Source organism: Faecalicatena fissicatena (genome assembly GCF_016900595.1).
Classification (GTDB): Bacteria; Bacillota; Clostridia; order Lachnospirales; family Lachnospiraceae; genus Claveliimonas; species Claveliimonas intestinigallinarum.
The window spans coordinates 193,236-210,213 of record NZ_JACLYY010000006.1; the positions used below are offsets into that span (position 1 = coordinate 193,236).

The window sequence follows — 16,978 nt, forward strand, 5'->3', positions numbered from 1 at the left end:
CAAAATATAACAGGAGGAATTACATCATGGGAAAAATCATAGGTATTGACTTAGGTACAACAAACAGCTGTGTAGCCGTCATGGAAGGCGGACAGCCGGTAGTTATCGCGAATACAGAAGGCGCGAGAACCACACCCTCTGTAGTTGCCTTTACAAAGACAGGTGAGCGTCTTGTGGGCGAGCCCGCAAAGCGTCAGGCAGTCACAAACGCTGAGAGAACGATCTCCTCCATCAAGAGAGAGATGGGAACAGACTACAAGGTAGAGATCGACGGCAAGAAATATTCTCCCCAGGAGATTTCAGCCATGATCCTGCAGAAGCTGAAAGCGGACGCAGAGGGCTACCTTGGCGAGAAGGTGTCTGAGGCTGTCATCACAGTTCCCGCATACTTCAACGACGCACAGCGCCAGGCCACAAAGGATGCCGGAAAGATCGCCGGCCTTGATGTAAAGCGTATCATCAACGAGCCTACAGCGGCAGCGCTGGCATACGGCCTTGACAATGAGAAAGAGCAGAAGATCATGGTATACGACCTGGGCGGCGGTACCTTCGATGTGTCTATCATCGAGATCGGCGACGGTGTTATCGAGGTTCTCTCCACAGCCGGAAACAACAGGCTGGGCGGCGACGACTTTGACCAGAAGGTTACAGACTACATGATCTCCGAGTTCAAGAAGATGGAGGGCGTGGATCTGTCCACAGACAAGATGGCTCTCCAGAGACTGAAGGAAGCTGCTGAGAAGGCTAAGAAGGAGCTTTCTTCCGCTACAACGACAAACATCAACCTTCCGTTCATCACTGCAACAGCAGAGGGACCGAAGCACTTTGATATGAACCTGACAAGGGCAAAATTCGACGAGCTGACACACGACCTGGTAGAGAAGACAGCAGAGCCTGTACAGAGAGCTCTCTCTGACGCGGGCATCACAGCATCCGAGCTTGGCCAGGTACTGCTGGTAGGCGGTTCCACACGTATCCCGGCTGTACAGGATAAGGTAAAACAGCTGACAGGCAAGGAGCCCAGCAAATCCCTGAACCCGGACGAGTGCGTGGCACTTGGGGCTTCCATCCAGGGCGGCAAGCTGGCAGGCGACGCAGGCGCAGGCGATATCCTTCTTCTGGATGTCACACCTCTGTCACTGTCCATCGAGACAATGGGCGGCGTAGCTACAAGGCTGATCGAGAGGAACACGACTATTCCTACAAAGAAGAGCCAGATCTTCTCCACAGCTGCGGACAACCAGACAGCCGTTGACATCAACGTAGTACAGGGTGAGAGACAGTTCGCAAAGGACAACAAATCTCTCGGCCAGTTCAGACTGGACGGCATCCCGCCGGCACCCCGTGGAATACCGCAGATCGAGGTTACATTCGACATCGACGCAAACGGTATTGTAAATGTTTCCGCTAAGGATCTTGGAACAGGAAAAGAGCAGCATATCACCATCACAGCCGGATCCAACATGTCCGAGGAGGATATCGACAAGGCTGTGAAAGAGGCGGCTGCCTTCGAGGCACAGGACAAGAAGCGCAAAGAGGGCATTGACACAAAGAACGACGCCGACGCCTTCGTATTCCAGACAGAGAAGGCTCTCGAGGAAGTGGGAGACAAGATCGACGCCTCCGAGAAGGCCGCTGTTGAGGCTGACTGCAAGGCTCTGAAGGAATTACTGGAAAAAGTAAACATGGAAGATATATCCGACGCGCAGATCGCTGAGATCAAGGCGGGCAAGGACAAACTGATGCAGAGCGCACAGAAGGTATTTGCCAAGATGTACGAGCAGGCAGGCGCAAATGCAGGCGCAGGCCCGAACCCGGGAGCAGGAGCCGGCGCTGACACAGGAGCAGGAGCTGGCCCGGAGGGCTACGGCAGCGATGACGTGGTAGACGGAGATTACAAAGAAGTCTAAGAGACAGGCGGAGCTGTCAGGCAGGCCTGAACCAGGATAAAACCTTGTAAGACTTCAAAGGAAAATCGTTCTGCGGAATTCGAAGGGTGGAGGGTTCCACTTCCTGCGGATCCCGCAGAACTTTGTCTACATGTACTGCACCCGTGTGGAGGGCATGTACGGCATTTCCCTGAATAAAACGAAAGGTTGATAGAGAATGGCAGAGTCAAAGAGAGATTACTACGAGGTGCTGGGCGTCAGCAGGGACGCGGACGAGGCAACTCTGAAAAAGGCATACAGGAAGGTGGCAAAAAAGTACCATCCTGATATGAATCCCGGAGATAAAGAGGCGGAGCAGAAATTTAAAGAGGCGTCGGAGGCCTACGCGGTCCTGAGCGATCCGGAGAAGCGCCGTCAGTATGACCAGTTCGGCCATGCTGCCTTTGAGGGCGGCGCCGGCGGAGCCGGAGGCTTCGGAGGATTTGATTTCAGCGGCGCTGATTTCAGTGATATCTTCGGAGACATTTTCGGCGATCTGTTCGGCGGAGGCCGGCGCGGAGGAAGGACAAATCAGGGTCCCATGAAGGGGATGAACATCCGCAAGAGCGTCCGCATCACATTTGAGGAGGCTGTGTTTGGCTGCGAGAAGGAGATTGAGGTTGTCCTCAAGGATCCCTGTCCGAAGTGCAACGGGACAGGGGCCAAGCCGGGTACATCCCCCCAGACCTGTCCAAAATGCGGCGGCAAGGGCCAGGTTGTCTACACCCAGCAGTCCTTCTTCGGCACAGTGCAGAACGTACAGACATGTCCGGACTGCCACGGCAGCGGACAGATCATCAAGGACAAGTGCCCGGACTGCGGCGGAACCGGCTATATTTCCAGCAAGAAGAAGATCGCTGTGTCCATCCCGGCGGGTATTGACAACGGACAGAGCGTCCGCATCCGCGAGAAGGGAGAGCCCGGCGTAAACGGCGGCCCGAGAGGAGATCTGCTTGTGGAGGTGGCAGTGTCTCGTCACCCCATCTTTATGCGGCAGGATATGAATATCTTCTCCACAGTGCCCATCTCCTTTGCCCAGGCAGCTCTGGGCGGAGACATCCGCATCAAGACCGTGGACGGCGATGTGGTGTACAATGTAAAGCCGGGCACAAAGACAGACACAAAGGTCCGCCTGCGCGGAAAGGGTGTTCCCTCTGTGCGCAATTCCCAGGTCCGCGGCGACCACTATGTGACGCTGGTCATCCAGACACCGGAGCACCTGAGCGCGGAAGCCAAAGAAGCCCTGCGCCAGTTTGATGCCCTCTCCGGCAACACGCTGAACCAGACACCGGAGGAGCTGGAGAACCACAAGAAAAAGAAAAAGGGATTTATGGATAAAGTGAAGGAGGCCTTTGATGATTAGTCATCAGGGCCTCCCTTTTATACAGTCGTTTTGTGCAGTCGTCTTATACGGCAGCTCTATATGGTCGTGTCCCTGCGGATCAGCACCGGGGGGATGACCCTGTGGACCGGTTCCCTCTGGGGTGCCGGTCTTCTCTTTTTCCGCTCTGCCATCTGCTCAGACAGGAGCTCCATGGCCTGGTCTGCAATGACGGAGACCTGCTGTCCCACTGTGCTGATGGGGATGACTGCCTCCCGCGAGATAGGAGAGTTGTCAAAGCCGATGATTTGGTAGGTGTCCGGCAGTTTTCCGTATTTTTGCATGAGGGCGTTGAGGAGCACGTTTGCATGAGTGTCGTTGGGCATGAAGACACCTTTTTTCTGGGCGGGATATTTCTCCTCCATATAGTCTATCAGCTCCAGCACCTTTGCCTTGTTTTCATCGAACGTATTTCCCATGTGAGTCAGGATGAGCTCGTAGGGGACGTGATAATCCCGGCAGGTGTCCTCAAAGCCGTGGACACGGCCGGAGGCGGGGACGGAGTCGGGCATTTTGGCATTTACGTGGATCAGGATGTCGCAGCCGCTTTTTCGCAGGAGCCCGGCAGCCTGGACGCCGCCCATGTAGTTGTCCGTGTTGACGCTGGATATGAACTCGTCCTCCCGCTCGATACCCACCACAGGGACGTGGCAGGAGGCCAGCTCCCGGGAGGAGATAGTGGGGCTTAAAATGATCATGCCCTCTATATTGTAGGCCAGTAGCTCCTCGATGTATCTGCGCTCCACGTCAGCCTTGTCATTTCCCGAGAAGACGAGAAACTTGTAGCCGTATGTCTCGTAGGTGGAGAGGATCTGGTTGAGCATCTCCGAGTAGTAGTGCATGTACAGGTTGGGGATGATGACCCCAACGAACTCCGTCTGGCCGCTGGCCAGGATCCTGCCCACCTTGTTCTCCTTGTAGTCAAGAGCCACCAGGGCGTCCGCGATCTTCTGCTGGTTCTCCAGGGTGAGGGAGTCCGGGTTGTTGAAGTAGCGGGAGATGGTCGTCTTGGAAAAGCCGGTGTAGGCCGCTATGTCTGCAAATGTCACTTTTTTCGCTTTCATATGATTTCCGATCCCCTTTTCTTTGGCTCCCCGGAGGAAGCAGGTTTAAATACTGCTTGTAGTATAACAGAAAAAAGACCGTATAATCAATAAAGTAACCGGTAACAAAACCGGTTTTGTGAAAGGTGCACAAATTGGAGGGATAAAAAATGGCAGAAGCGACGAAACCCCATTTTTCTGTTGACATCCGGCTTTCAGAGGGATATGATTTTATTAAAGGAACCGGTTACTTAACCGGTAACTAAAACGGTTACACGCAAAAAGAGTTTTATAAAGGAGGAGATGTGATGAAGAAATGGAGGCTGTGCCTGACCGGAGCGGTCCTGGCGGCGGCCTGCCTCACCGGCTGTCAGCAGAAAGACCCGCAGCCGGGGGAGGTGGCAGGCTACGATGAGGGGGAGGAATACCTCTCCATATGGGTCCACTCCATCGAGGACACAGAAGAGGGACAGGCCTACAAGGAGTCTGTGGACACCTTCAACGAGGCCTACGACGGGCAGTATTTCGCGGATATCGAGTTCGTGCCCAGGAACGACAGCGGGGGAGGCTACTCGGACAAAGTCAACGCCTCCGTCATGTCGGGGGGACTGCCGGACGTGCTCACTGTGGACGGGCCCAATATCTCGGCCTACGCGGCCAACGGGATCATCCAGCCCCTGGCGGACCTGACCGAGGAGGAGGAGAGCGAGTACCTGCCCTCCATCATCGAGCAGGGGACAGTAAACGATGAGCTGTACGCCCTGGGAGTCATGGAGTCCAGCGTGGGCTTCTACTATAACAAGGACATCATCGAGGAGGCGGGCATCGAGATACCGGATGCGGACCATCCCTGGACCTGGTCCCAGTTCCTCGAGATCCTGGAGGAGTTGAAGCCCCTCATGGAGGAGAAGGACGGGTACTGCCTGGATATGACCTTCCCGGTGGGCGAGACGAGCATCTACTACTACGCGCCCTTCGTGTGGTCCGGCGGCGGTGAGCTTGTCAGCGACGACGGGCTGACAGTGGACGGATATTTCAACTCAGACCAGACTAAGGAGGCCATGGAGTTCTTCCGGACTGTCGTAGAAAATGGCTACATGTCCGAGGCCCCCATCGACCACCTCTTTGAGAGCGGGCGGGCGGCCTTCAAGTTCGACGGGGCCTGGGAGGTCAACACCGTGTACACCAGCTACCCGGATCTCAACCTGGGCGTGGCGCCCTATGTGGTCAGCGACGACTGGGACGGCGGGACCTACACGCCCACGGGCTCCTGGGCCTTCGCTGCCTCCTCCGAGGCGACGGACATCGACGCGGCCACAGAGCTGGTGAAGTGGATGAGCGGCGTGGACAGCGGGATCCGCATCTGGGATATGACGAAGAACTTCCCGTCCACCTACGAGGCATTTGAAAACATCGACGTGTTCCAGACAGATGAAAACTACAATGCTCTGTATGAGCAGCTCACCAACTACGGGCACCCAAGGCCGAAGACGCCGGTCTACCCCCAGGTGAGCACTTCCTTCCAGGAGGTACTGGAGAGCGTGGCCCTGGGAGGCAAGGACGCCCGGACCGAGCTGGATAAGCAGGTGGAACGGATCGATCAGAAACTGGAACGTTATACAAGGGAGTAAGGAATGAAAAAGAAGAATTCAATTTTGGGAATGGCGTTTTTCGGCCCCGCGCTCGTGCTGCTGACCATCTTTCTCTTTCTGCCGATGGCGCTCACATTCGTGTTCAGCTTTACCGACTACTTCGCGCTGAACCCGGAGCTCACCCACTTTGTGGGACTGGAAAACTACTTCAATATTTTTAAGGACGAGCTCTTTGTACAGTCCTTTTTGAACACAGTCAAATTTGTCGTCATCATCGTGCCCTGCCAGTGCATCGGGGCTCTGGTGCTGGCGCTGGCCATCAACAAGGCGGCCCACTGCAAGAAATACTTCAAGGTGGCGTTCTTCGTGCCCGTGGTCATGTCCCTGGCGGTCGTCTCCACCCTGTGGATGCAGATTTACAGCCCGGAGGGCATCCTGAACACGCTGCTTGCCAACTTCGGCATCGACGCCCAGCCCTTTATCCACAGCGCGGACCAGGCGCTCCCCTCCATCGCCGTCATGAGCGTATGGCAGGGCGTGGGCTACCAGATGATCATCTTCCTGGGCGGCCTGCAGAACATCAACCCGGCCCTCTACGAGGCGGCGGAGATGGACCACGCCAGCGCATGGCAGCAGTTTAAGGACATCACCCTGCCGGAGCTGAAGCCCCTGTGCGTGTTCGTGTTCATCACGGTCACCATCGGCGCGTTCCGCATGCTGGTGCAGCCCATGGTCATGACAGGAGGCGGGCCGGACCACTCCACCTACACCATCGTGTACGACATTTACGAGACCGGCACCGTGAACTGGGAGATGGGCCTGGCGTCCACAATGGCTATCGTATTCACCGTATTTGTGGTCATTCTCACGATCATCCAGAATGTACTGACTAAGGACAAGGAGGAGAAAAAGCATGGTATCAAAAAAGCAAAGGCGAATTAACTGGATCCTGGTAGCTGTGCTGCTGGTCCTTTCCATCTTCTTCCTGTTCCCGGTGATCTGGATGCTGGCCAACTCCTTCAAGCCGGACGCGGCAATCACGGCGGACATGAATTCCATCGCGGCCTTCATCCCGCCGGCGCTGGACGGAAATTTCTTTGACAACTACATAGAGATCATCACAAACACCAGTTTCCTGCGGTATATGGGCAACACCCTCCTCTACGCGGCCATCCTGATCGTGCTTGGCATCATTGTGAACGGCCTTGCGGGGTACGCCCTGGCGAAGATCGATTTCCCCTTCCGGGAGCAGTGGCTTTTGATCATCATGATGCTGCTGATCGTGCCCACAGAGACGGTCATCACCATCCACTTCCTGATCATCGCCAAAGCGGGACTTTTGAACACGATCCTGGGCTACATCCTGCCGTCCATCGTCAACCCCTTCAACATCTTCCTGTTCCGGCAGGTGTTCGTAAGCCTCCCGGACGACGTGTACGAGGCGGCGCAGCTGGACTTCTGCGGACCTGTGAAATACTTCTTCACCATGGTCATCCCCATGTCCAAGACAGTGGTGGCGACAGTCAGCGTATTCACGTTCCTGAATGTGTGGAACGACTACCTGTGGCCGGCGCTCGTATTTACATCCAGCGACATGCTGACAGCCCAGATCGGTCTGAACTCCATCACGTCCAATGAAAACACCACAATGGGACAGACCCTGGCGGTCATCACGCTTGTAACAATCCCTGTCATCATCATCTACTCCCTGTTCTCCAAACAGATCGTGGAGGGTGTGACATCAACAGGTTCAAAGGAAGGATAAGAGAAGATGAGTTTCATAGAATTTAAGAATGTATGTAAAAGATATCCCGGATCAGATAAGGACACAGTGGAAAATTTAAATCTCAATATCGAGGAGAAGGAGTTCATCGCCTTCGTCGGCCCCTCCGGCTGCGGCAAGTCCACCACCCTGCGCATGATCGCGGGTTTTGAGGAGATCACCGGGGGAGAGCTGTTCATAGACGGAAAAAAGATGAACGAGGTGGCGCCCAGGGACAGGGGCATCGCCATGGTGTTCCAGAACTATGCCCTCTACCCCCACATGACGGTGGAGAAGAACATCGGCTACGGCCTGAAGAACATGAAAATGCCCGCGGATGAGATTAGGAAGAAGGTGGACTGGGCCATTGAGATGCTGGGCCTGGAGGAGTACCGCTACCGCAAGCCCAAGAACCTCTCCGGCGGCCAGCGCCAGAGGGTGGCCCTCGGAAGGGCCATCGTGAAGAACCAGAAGCTGTTCCTCATGGACGAGCCCCTCTCCAACCTGGACGCCAAGCTCAGGGTCAGCATGAGGACAGAGATCAGCAAGATCCACCGGGAGCTGGGAGCCACCACCATCTACGTCACCCACGACCAGGTGGAGGCCATGACCATGGCGGACCGGATCGTCATCATGAAGGAGGGCGTGATCCAGCAGGTCGGAAAGCCCATGGAGCTCTACGACCACCCGGTGAACCAGTTCGTGGCGGGATTTATCGGTTCGCCCCAGATGAACTTCTTTGACGTGACCGTGGAGGACGGCACGGCGACATTTGCCGACGGCAACTCCATCACCCTCTCGGAGGGCACGCTGAAGAAGCTGAAGGGACGCCAGGGGGAGATGACCCTGGGCATCCGGGGAGAGGACATCAAGATGGACGCCCAGAACATGGACATCAACGACGGCAACAGGCTCCACGCGGTCATCACGGACACAGAGGTCATGGGAAATGAGAACAACCTGTATTTTGGCTTCGGCGGGGCCCAGGCAGTGGCCCGGGTGTCCAAGTATGAGATCAGCCAGATAGGAGACAGGATAGACTTCGTGTTTATGCCATCAAAGATGCATTTCTTTGACAAGGAGACAGGCGTCAACTACATGGAGATGCAGTAAAAAGGCTGTTAGACAGAAAAAAGAAAAAATAGCATTTATTACGGAGGCAGTATGAAAACACAGAGATTACACTTGAAAGCGCCGGACAACTGGGTAAACGACCCCAACGGCTTTATATACTACAAAGGATACTACCATCTGTTTTATCAGTATTTTCCCTATGGTCCCCGGTGGGGGACCATGCACTGGGGACACGCGGTGAGCAGGGATCTGGTAACCTGGGAGCACAGGGATCTGGCCCTGTACCCCACCATGAGGGAGGACCGGAACGGCTGCTTCTCCGGGAGCGCGGTGGAGAAGGACGGCAAACTCTACCTTATCTACACCGGCGTCCGGTACGAGGTGGTGAACCCGGAGGACCCTCACACATGCCTGGACGATCAGTTTGAGTCCGCCCAGCTCATGATCTCCTCGGAGGACGGATTTCACTTTGACAACGAGAACGGGAAAAAGGTGATCATCCCCCCCATCACGGACCCGGCCATCGGCGACCGGACCCACACGAGGGACCCCAAGGTCTGGAAGAGCGGGGACCACTGGTATCTCGTCCTCGGGAGCACGGTGGGAGAAAAGTACGGGGAGGTGCTCTTCTACAGGAGCGATGACCTCCACACCTGGACCTACGTGGACAAGGCATTCAAGGGACCCGAGTACGGCTGGATGTGGGAGTGCCCGGACTACTTTGAGACGAAAGGGGGCAAGGTGCTGATCCTTTCCGCCATGGGCTTCCTTAAGAACGGGGAGAAGGAGAAAAACCAGTCTATCTGCTTTCATGTGGAGTTTGACCAGTCCTCCTGTCGGATGGAGATCCCGGATGTGTACCAGTTCCTGGACTGCGGCCTGGACCTGTACGCGCCCCAGACGACACTGGACGCGGAGGGGCGGCGGATCCTCTCCGCCTGGGTGCGGATGCCCAAGGTCACGGACGAGGGATGGATCGGCATGTTCTGTACCCCCAGAGTGGTGGAGGTAAGGGACGGGCACATCTTCTTCCCCATGCACCCGAACGTGCGGGCCGCCTACTCGCAGGAGATCCCGGCCGGCTCCCAGCGGGCGAAGGACGGCTACCTTGTCTCACTGGACCTGGAGGACGGGGAGGAGCTTGATGTGGGCGGATTTGTCATCCGCCGGGAGGGCGACCGGATCTGCACGGACCGGAGCGCCGTGTTCCCCTCCTTCCCGGGGGCCCACCTCCGCTCGGAGACGCCGGCCCTGAAGGGGGGCTTCCACCTGGATGTGGTGGTGGACAAAGACCTGGTGGAGGTCTTTGTGAACGAGGGAGAGTGTGTGATCAGCAACGCCGTGTACGGCCTGGAGGACAAGATAGGGTGCAGCGGTGAGGGGAAGAAGATGAGGATTTTTACCGGAAAAGAGAACTGATGAAAGACTGCCCCTCCTAGACAGATGAAGCAAAATGCTGGAGCTGTTTAGGAGGGGCTTTTACTATGGAAAACTTTTTGACATACACGTTTACAGTTCAATGTTCTCTCTCTTTAAGGCCTTCAGCAGCAGGAAAGAATGGGCGAGAGAAATTAATGAAAATCCTACTGTCAGAAGGAATGAAAGGATCCATTTCACTTCCCCTGGAAATAGTAGAAAGCATCCGACTGGGAGCAAGGAGATACACAAGCAAACCAAGCTGGTGGGGAGATGCTTAAATGCCAGATAGAAAACATTGCGTAAGGCATTTTTCAGTGTCCTTCTGTATGGCTTTGGAAGAATGCTGATATAAAGTAAAAAAACATACAGACAAAACAGAAATAACAGTTGCAACCAGAAAAGAACTATACCAGCAGATCCTTTGTGTAAAAAAGGAAGTGTTCTGAGATTAAGAACGCATATACAGACACATCCTGTTGAGAGAAGTCCAGCAAGTCCATTGGGATACAATCCCTGCTTCAGGTTGCGAAAAAAATCCTGGTGTATATACGATTCTGTATGTTCGGTTATCTGCATGGCAGTCTGATAAAGAGCGCAGAGAGCTGTTCCCACAGTGACAATCGGAAGGCAGCTGATGATAAATAAAATATTCAGCAGGATTATATCTGCCAGACGGGTGAACATAGAAAAAAATTTCCCGTTTATATCAAAAATATGTTCCATTTGGGTCCCTCCTCATCTCTATTTTGTGGAGTCACGTATGAACAGTTGGGTGCTGTACTCTGAATATACTTTCGGTGAATCAGGATATTGGATGCGCTCAAGCATCTGCCGTGCAGCAGCTATGCCCAGGTATTTTTTGGGCGTATAAATAGTGGTCAGCGAAGGGACAATACGCTCGGATGCGGGAATACCATCAAAACCTACTATACTTACGTCTCTGGGAATCTGATAGCCCAATGCCTGGAGCGCATATATCAGTTGAATAGCTGTCCAGTCGTTGCCGCAGATGAAGACATCTGGAAGATAAGGCATATCCTGTATTTTTTTGATGACAAACTGAAAATCTCTGAAATCTTCAGATGTCTCATGCAAAAGACAACAGGCCTGCTCAATCTCTAGATGGTGGTCTGACAGACATTCACAGAGAGCTTCGTATCTTTCCTGAAATCCCCGTCCCACGTTTGCTGAATATAGGTCTCCGATAAAGGCGAATTTTTTGGAACCTTTTTCAATCATCTGGCTGACAATCGTATATACATTTCTTTTATTTTCCATCGTGATCACGTCAATATGTTCCATGGCGCTTGTATATTTCTTTGGCATATCAACTGTCACAATGGGCAGGCCATACTTTAGCAGTGCGTTGCACACGGTTTCATCACAAATCTCCACCATAATAATGCCTTTGATAGAAGGATCTTCTATTGCATTTGGAAATTCCAGCTTTTTCAGGTCACTTTCAGACATAATTCCAATGACCAGGTGGTAATGAGCAGCTGAAAGAATGGATTCTATGCCGGTCAACACAGTTGTCCAGAATTCGGAATCGGTTGCATATGTTCTTGTGAGAAAAAGGATGGATCCATTTGTTACCGGAGATTCAGGAATCTCCTCTTGTTTCGGCAATTGACTTAGAGTGTCCGGATCAAGTTTTTTGTAATTTAGTTCTTTTGCTTTGGCTAGAACAATCTGTTTTGTTTTGTCAGAAACATCGCTACTGTTTTTCAACGCCTTTGCGACGGTATTTCTTGAAAGACCGAGCTCTTCTGCTAGTTGCTTAATTGTGCATTTCATGCATTCACCTCCTGCGCATATTCTAACACGAATTTTCTCATAAGGAAAGAGAAGTTTGAAATAAAAACAAAAATGCACAAAATGCACAAAAATAGTAGAACAAATTATAGAAAATATACAAAACAAAGGCTTTTTTTATATGGAAAAGGGAGGAAAAAAGGAAAAAGAGGACAAATAATTGAAAATAAATAGTGCATATGGTAATATATATGCACAGAAACAAAAAAGAAATGCACGAAATACATAGTGCAAAATGTGCATTTTAGAAAGGAGTGAATATGGAAGAGTTACTTTATCAACCAAAGGACGCCTGGGTAGGAGACCTTATACCCTATTATGATGGCGGAATGTTCTATGCGTTTTATTTGCATGATCCGAGAAAAAATCCTGAAGAATATGCAGAGGAGACGACGTGGCATCTTGTAAAGACAAAGGATTTTGTGAATCTGGAGTATAAGGGTGAGGCGATAAAGAGAGGGGGAGAGAAAGATCCAAATTATAATATTTATACGGGGTCTGTTATAAAGGACAGGGACGGAATATATCATGCGTTTTACACGGCATATAACAGTCGTGTAATGATAAATGGAAAGAGTATTCAGTCGGTCATGCAGGCGACAGGCCTGGATCCTGAACATTTGGAAACTGTTGAAGATTTCATTTTTACAGCAGATGGAGAACTGTACGAAGAGTTTGACTGGAGAGATCCATATGTTTTTTGGAATGAAGAAGAAAGCTGTTACGATATGCTTTTGGCAGCTCGTATAAAGGGATCAGGCGAACGGAGAGGAGGATGTGTGGCTCTGTGCAGGTCAAGGGATCTTATGCACTGGAGTTACGAAAAACCTTTCTATGCACCGGGAATGTATATCACAATGGAGTGTCCGGAAGTTTTTAAGATGGGAAAGTACTGGTATCTGGTCTTTTCAACATTTTCAGATCGTTTTGCCACTCATTACCGTATTGGCAGGAGCTTGAACGGAGAGTGGGAGATCCCGGAAGAAGACTTGTTTGATACGCGTGCGAACTATGCCATAAAGACCGCCTCTGATGGAAAAAAAAGATATGCTTTTGGATGGATAGCAAGCAAATATGAAAATCGGGATTTCGGCCCATGGGAATGGGGAGGAACGATGGCTTTTCACGAGCTTATACAGGATCCGACAACAGGCCGTCTTGGGACAAAGATGATCAAAGGTATACAGGAGTCATTTCAACATGAGGAGAAAGATCTGCAGATAAAAAGCTATCAGGGAGAGATCAGACAGGAGCAGGATGGAATTTGTCTTGCCGGCAGAACGCTGGGGGCGGCCATGTATCCGCTGTCATCGGAGTGCTTTCTGGCAGAATTTGATGTGGAGGTCCGGAAAGCATCAGAATTCGGGATTTTAGTGCATGCAGACGAGATGATGGAAAAAGGGTACTTTCTCAGAATGGATCCTCAGAAGGGTACAGCTGCATGGGATATGTGGCCCAGATCTGAAAAAGGATTTTACCAATGGCAGATAAAAGGAGATGTTCCCTGCCAGATCGAGACAGAAAGAAAAATCCCACATAATGATATATATCATATCCAGCTTCTGAAATATAAAGATATCTGTATAGTCTACATCAATGAGGAGACGGCACTTTCCTGGAGAATGTATGACCATAAAGGTGGAAATATTGGAGTATATGTTATCCAGGGCGAAGTAAAGGTGAAAAATTTTCATTTGTTAAAGAGATACGAGGAGGAGAAGAATGAAAAAGAGACTTGTAAGTATAGTATTGGTACTCGGAATGGTGACAGGTTTGGCGGCAGGATGTGGCTCGACGAAAGAAGAAAACAGTGCTGAAGAGGATGGTGTTACAACAGTTACATGGATGACCTCCAGACCGGTAGATGGAGCGATCGATCAGGTGATGAGACAGATTGCGGACGACTACAGTGAGGAGCAGGGCGGAAAATGGAAGATAAATATTGAGACAACTGCGGATCGCCCATCTTATCTTCAAAAACTGCGTACGCTGATAGCTGGAGACAATATGCCGGACATCATAGACATCGATGCAGATCCTTACTGTCAGGAGCTTGTAGACCAGGGGATGCTGGTGGATGTGAAGAAATTCCTTGAGGATAATGGCAAATACGATGATTATTATCCTACCGCACTGAAATATCAGGAGTTTACAGATGGATCCATGTATACGCTCCCATTAGAGTATCATGTGGAAATGACATGGTACAATAAGGAAATCTTTGATCAGTATAACCTTACACCGCCCAAAACAATGGATGAGTGGCTGCAGGTGTGCAGAACACTGAGTGAGAATGGAATTACTCCTATATCTGTAGATGGAGTGGATAGATGGCCGGTGCAGAGATATCTTGCAATGCTTCCTTTCCGTGAGACGGGAAATGAGTTTATCATTAACCTGAGAGATGGAAAAGAGAAAATGAGCAGCGAAACCGGGAAAAAAGCTGCGGAGTTTGTTCAGGAGATGGGACAGTATTTTAACGAAGGATTTGGAGCCACAGACTATGCTACGGCCCAGTCAATGTTCCTGGATGGAAAATCAGCAATGTACTATATAGGTGATTGGGAGATTGCAGCTATGCAGGATGCGTATGAGCAGGGGAAAATTGACTACTTCTACCTGCCTATGACTGATGATGCAACGACCAAAGAAAATGAGTTTTGTGTGAATTCCGGAATTGGAATGGCTTTTAATGCGGAAACCTTTGATGAGAAAACAAAAGACTTTGTTCTTTACGTAATTGATAATTACGGAAAACTCTATGCTGGTAAGCAGCAGATGTCACCTATTAAAACAGATTTGCCTGATGATGTGGAATTTTCAGATCTTTATCTGCGTATTAGGGACGATATGGAAAATACAGGAGAAAACTTTTTGAAGCCATGGGATACTTATCTGGATTCGGATACGAATACAGTTATGCAGGATAATCTTCTTTTGTTAGCTTCCGGCGATATGTCTGTGGATGACTTCTGTACTATGATTGATGATTCGATTGCGCAAAACGCAAAATAGGAGGGAAAGATGGGCGTCATAAGAAGTAGAAAAGCTTTTTTGGCATTTTTGTTGCCGGGTCTGCTATTCTATATATTTGCAGTCTTCTATCCAATAGAAGAATCTATCCGGTTAAGCTTTATGGAGTGGGGCGGTATCGGCGAGAAAACCTTTGTCGGACTGAATAATTATATTCAGATGTTCCATAATAAAGTGTTTTACACAGCATTTTTAAATAATCTGATCTATCTCGTGATTGTTGTGGCTATGCAGCTTGGAATCGGCCTTTTGTTTGCCGTTATGCTCACCTACATGACCAAACACGTGACGCTGATCAAGACATTGTATTATGTGCCGTGCATTGTTACGACTGTAGCCATTGGTCAGCTTTTCAGAAGTATGTATTCCACGGAACCTATGGGACTTATAAACCAATTTCTCCAGGCTATTGGCCTGGAGAATCTGGTTACATCCTGGCTGGCAAATGTAAGTACAGCATTGGCGGCAGTTTCCATACCGGAGGGATGGAGATTTACCGGAATGTATATGGTGATTTTTTACGCAGCGCTTGTCTCGCTGGATCCGTCAGTGTATGAAGCGGCTAAAGTAGATGGAGCGACTGAATTCCAGATTTTTTTCCGTATCAAACTGCCGTTGATCAAGGATATCATCCTGCTGACGTTAACTATGTGTCTGACAGGGGCTCTGCGGGGATTTGATATACCGTATCTGCTGACAAATGGTGGACCTGGGAATTCCAGTGAACTGATGTCGACTTACATGTACAAAAAAGCGTTTTCAAGTAATCAATATGGCTATGGAAGTGCTCTGGCAGTATTCATAATAGTGGAAAGTATTCTGGTAGTGTTTATTCTTCGTAAGATTTTTATGACAGAAGAGGAAAAAGAGGCCAGGAGGATGAAAAGAGAGAAGAGAAGGAGGAAGGATAAATGAAAAAGAAAGTGATGAAGATAGCGTTTGTCCTAGTGATCCTGGCTTTCTTGATCGTCCAGATCTATCCGGTTATTTGGCTATTTATTGCGAGTATAAAACCGACCGTCGAGCTATCAAGTCAGCCGTTTGCTCTGCCAAAAACTATTACTTTTGAGAATTTTGCCAAAGTACTCGGAGATGGAAACATCGGAACTTATATGTGGAATAGCTTGAAGGTGACAGGAATTTCTCTGCTTCTTATTATTGTTTTGAGCGCAACAGCCGGATATGCTCTTTCTAAGTTCAGGGTACGGGGAAGAAGAAAAGTTTATTCTTTCTTTACTTTTGGCATTATGATTCCAGTGCAGATTACACTTATTCCGCTGTTTATCTTTTATAGCAAAATGGGGATATTGAATACAAGCTTTGCTCTTATTTTGCCGCAGGTAGGGTTTGCGTTACCGCTTTCAGTCATGATGTTTGTAAGTTTCTATGAGTTTGTGCCGGATGAACTGATTGAAGCTGCTATTGTAGACGGATGCTCCCCATTCCGCACTTTTATCCAGATTGTATTTCCGCTGGCGAGAAATACTGTGATTACTATCGCATCAATGTACAGTATATTGATATGGAATGATTTTATATTTGCCAATACGTTTGTCAGTGAAAATTCCGCCAAAACAGTGGCCATGGGATTGAAAGATTATGTAGGGGCATTTGGAAATGTAGATTGGGGAGCTACATTTGCGGCAATTGCAATTTCTATACTTCCGCCGCTTATTATCTATTTTGCCCTAAATAAATGGGTGACTGCAGGAATGACTGCAGGCGCTACCAAAGGATAGAAGGAGGAGAAATATGAAAATGTGGTTACCAGGCAGCATGGGAATGCTGCCTTCAGACTGTAGACAAAGTCCCCGGTTTACCCCGGGGCTTTTCTATTGTAGTTATCAACATTTCAATGATCCTTCCGGTTTTTATCAAGAAAAATCCCCTACTTATCAACTCTAAAGTTAAGCGGTACGTTCCCTGCACAT

The 16,978-nt window shown here is 50.2% G+C and carries 14 protein-coding genes and 1 pseudogene; 12 read left to right on the forward strand and 3 right to left on the reverse strand.

The annotated features are described in order from the left end of the window. Window positions 1–26: 26 nt before the first annotated feature. A complete protein-coding gene (dnaK, locus tag H7U36_RS08230) occupies window positions 27–1,910 on the forward strand; it encodes a molecular chaperone DnaK (protein ID WP_205148828.1) in 1,884 nt (627 codons plus the stop codon). Between the two features lie 196 nt (window positions 1,911–2,106). After that, window positions 2,107–3,291, forward strand: coding sequence for a molecular chaperone DnaJ (dnaJ, locus tag H7U36_RS08235; protein WP_205155994.1), 1,185 nt, complete (start codon window positions 2,107–2,109; stop codon window positions 3,289–3,291). Between the two features lie 56 nt (window positions 3,292–3,347). Here the strand turns inward: dnaJ and H7U36_RS08240 are convergent, their stop codons facing one another. Further along, window positions 3,348–4,373: a LacI family DNA-binding transcriptional regulator gene (locus H7U36_RS08240; RefSeq protein WP_205155995.1), complete on the reverse strand. Its 1,026-nt coding sequence runs from the start codon at window positions 4,371–4,373 to the stop codon at window positions 3,348–3,350. Window positions 4,374–4,660: 287 nt separating this feature from the next. Here H7U36_RS08240 and H7U36_RS08245 point away from each other — a divergent pair, with 287 nt between their 5' ends. Genes H7U36_RS08245 through H7U36_RS15195 form a run of 6 tightly spaced genes read left to right on the forward strand, consistent with a single transcriptional unit; the run spans window position 4,661 to window position 10,488 of the window. Next, on the forward strand, window positions 4,661–5,983 hold the full coding sequence (locus H7U36_RS08245; protein WP_205155996.1) for an ABC transporter substrate-binding protein: 1,323 nt from the start codon (window positions 4,661–4,663) through the stop codon (window positions 5,981–5,983). 3 nt (window positions 5,984–5,986) lie between these two features. Further along, complete coding sequence (locus H7U36_RS08250) at window positions 5,987–6,886, forward strand: carbohydrate ABC transporter permease (RefSeq protein WP_087173128.1); 900 nt, start codon at window positions 5,987–5,989, stop codon at window positions 6,884–6,886. After that, window positions 6,858–7,709, forward strand: a complete 852-nt coding sequence (locus tag H7U36_RS08255) for a carbohydrate ABC transporter permease (protein ID WP_087173129.1) — start codon at window positions 6,858–6,860, stop codon at window positions 7,707–7,709. Before H7U36_RS08250 ends, H7U36_RS08255 begins: the two co-directional genes overlap by 29 nt. Before the next feature lie 6 nt (window positions 7,710–7,715). Then, a complete protein-coding gene (locus tag H7U36_RS08260) occupies window positions 7,716–8,819 on the forward strand; it encodes an ABC transporter ATP-binding protein (RefSeq protein WP_205155997.1) in 1,104 nt (367 codons plus the stop codon). Between the two features lie 51 nt (window positions 8,820–8,870). Beyond that, entirely contained in the window at window positions 8,871–10,199 is a 1,329-nt protein-coding gene (locus tag H7U36_RS08265; protein ID WP_205155998.1) for a glycoside hydrolase family 32 protein, read from the forward strand. A 34-nt stretch (window positions 10,200–10,233) separates the two neighbouring features. Then, window positions 10,234–10,488: a hypothetical protein gene (locus tag H7U36_RS15195; RefSeq protein WP_243426729.1), complete on the forward strand. Its 255-nt coding sequence runs from the start codon at window positions 10,234–10,236 to the stop codon at window positions 10,486–10,488. A 167-nt stretch (window positions 10,489–10,655) separates the two neighbouring features. On the opposite strand, the pseudogene H7U36_RS15550 reads toward H7U36_RS15195, so the two are convergent. Together H7U36_RS15550 and H7U36_RS08275 are read right to left on the reverse strand one after the other, a co-directional pair. After that, window positions 10,656–10,922, reverse strand: a pseudogene (locus tag H7U36_RS15550) (DUF624 domain-containing protein); the annotation flags it as partial. 18 nt (window positions 10,923–10,940) lie between these two features. Then, window positions 10,941–11,996 carry a substrate-binding domain-containing protein gene (locus H7U36_RS08275; RefSeq protein ID WP_033126579.1) on the reverse strand — a complete coding sequence of 352 codons (1,056 nt, stop codon included), beginning with the start codon at window positions 11,994–11,996 and terminating at the stop codon, window positions 10,941–10,943. 278 nt (window positions 11,997–12,274) lie between these two features. On the opposite strand from H7U36_RS08275, the gene H7U36_RS08280 reads away from it, so the two are divergent. From H7U36_RS08280 to H7U36_RS08295, 4 genes are read left to right on the forward strand one after another with little or no spacing between them, the layout of a single operon-like run. After that, window positions 12,275–13,831, forward strand: coding sequence for a glycoside hydrolase family protein (locus H7U36_RS08280; RefSeq protein ID WP_205155999.1), 1,557 nt, complete (start codon window positions 12,275–12,277; stop codon window positions 13,829–13,831). Further along, a complete protein-coding gene (locus H7U36_RS08285) occupies window positions 13,737–15,029 on the forward strand; it encodes an ABC transporter substrate-binding protein (RefSeq protein ID WP_033127158.1) in 1,293 nt (430 codons plus the stop codon). Before H7U36_RS08280 ends, H7U36_RS08285 begins: the two co-directional genes overlap by 95 nt. Before the next feature lie 9 nt (window positions 15,030–15,038). Beyond that, window positions 15,039–15,962 (forward strand): carbohydrate ABC transporter permease, encoded by a 924-nt coding sequence (locus H7U36_RS08290; protein WP_205156000.1) that lies wholly within the window; start codon window positions 15,039–15,041, stop codon window positions 15,960–15,962. Next, the gene (locus H7U36_RS08295) at window positions 15,959–16,786 is read left to right on the forward strand and encodes a carbohydrate ABC transporter permease (RefSeq protein ID WP_033127160.1); all 828 of its coding nucleotides are present in this window, start codon (window positions 15,959–15,961) and stop codon (window positions 16,784–16,786) included. The genes H7U36_RS08290 and H7U36_RS08295 overlap by 4 nt, the downstream gene beginning before the upstream one ends. Window positions 16,787–16,978 lie beyond the last annotated feature (192 nt).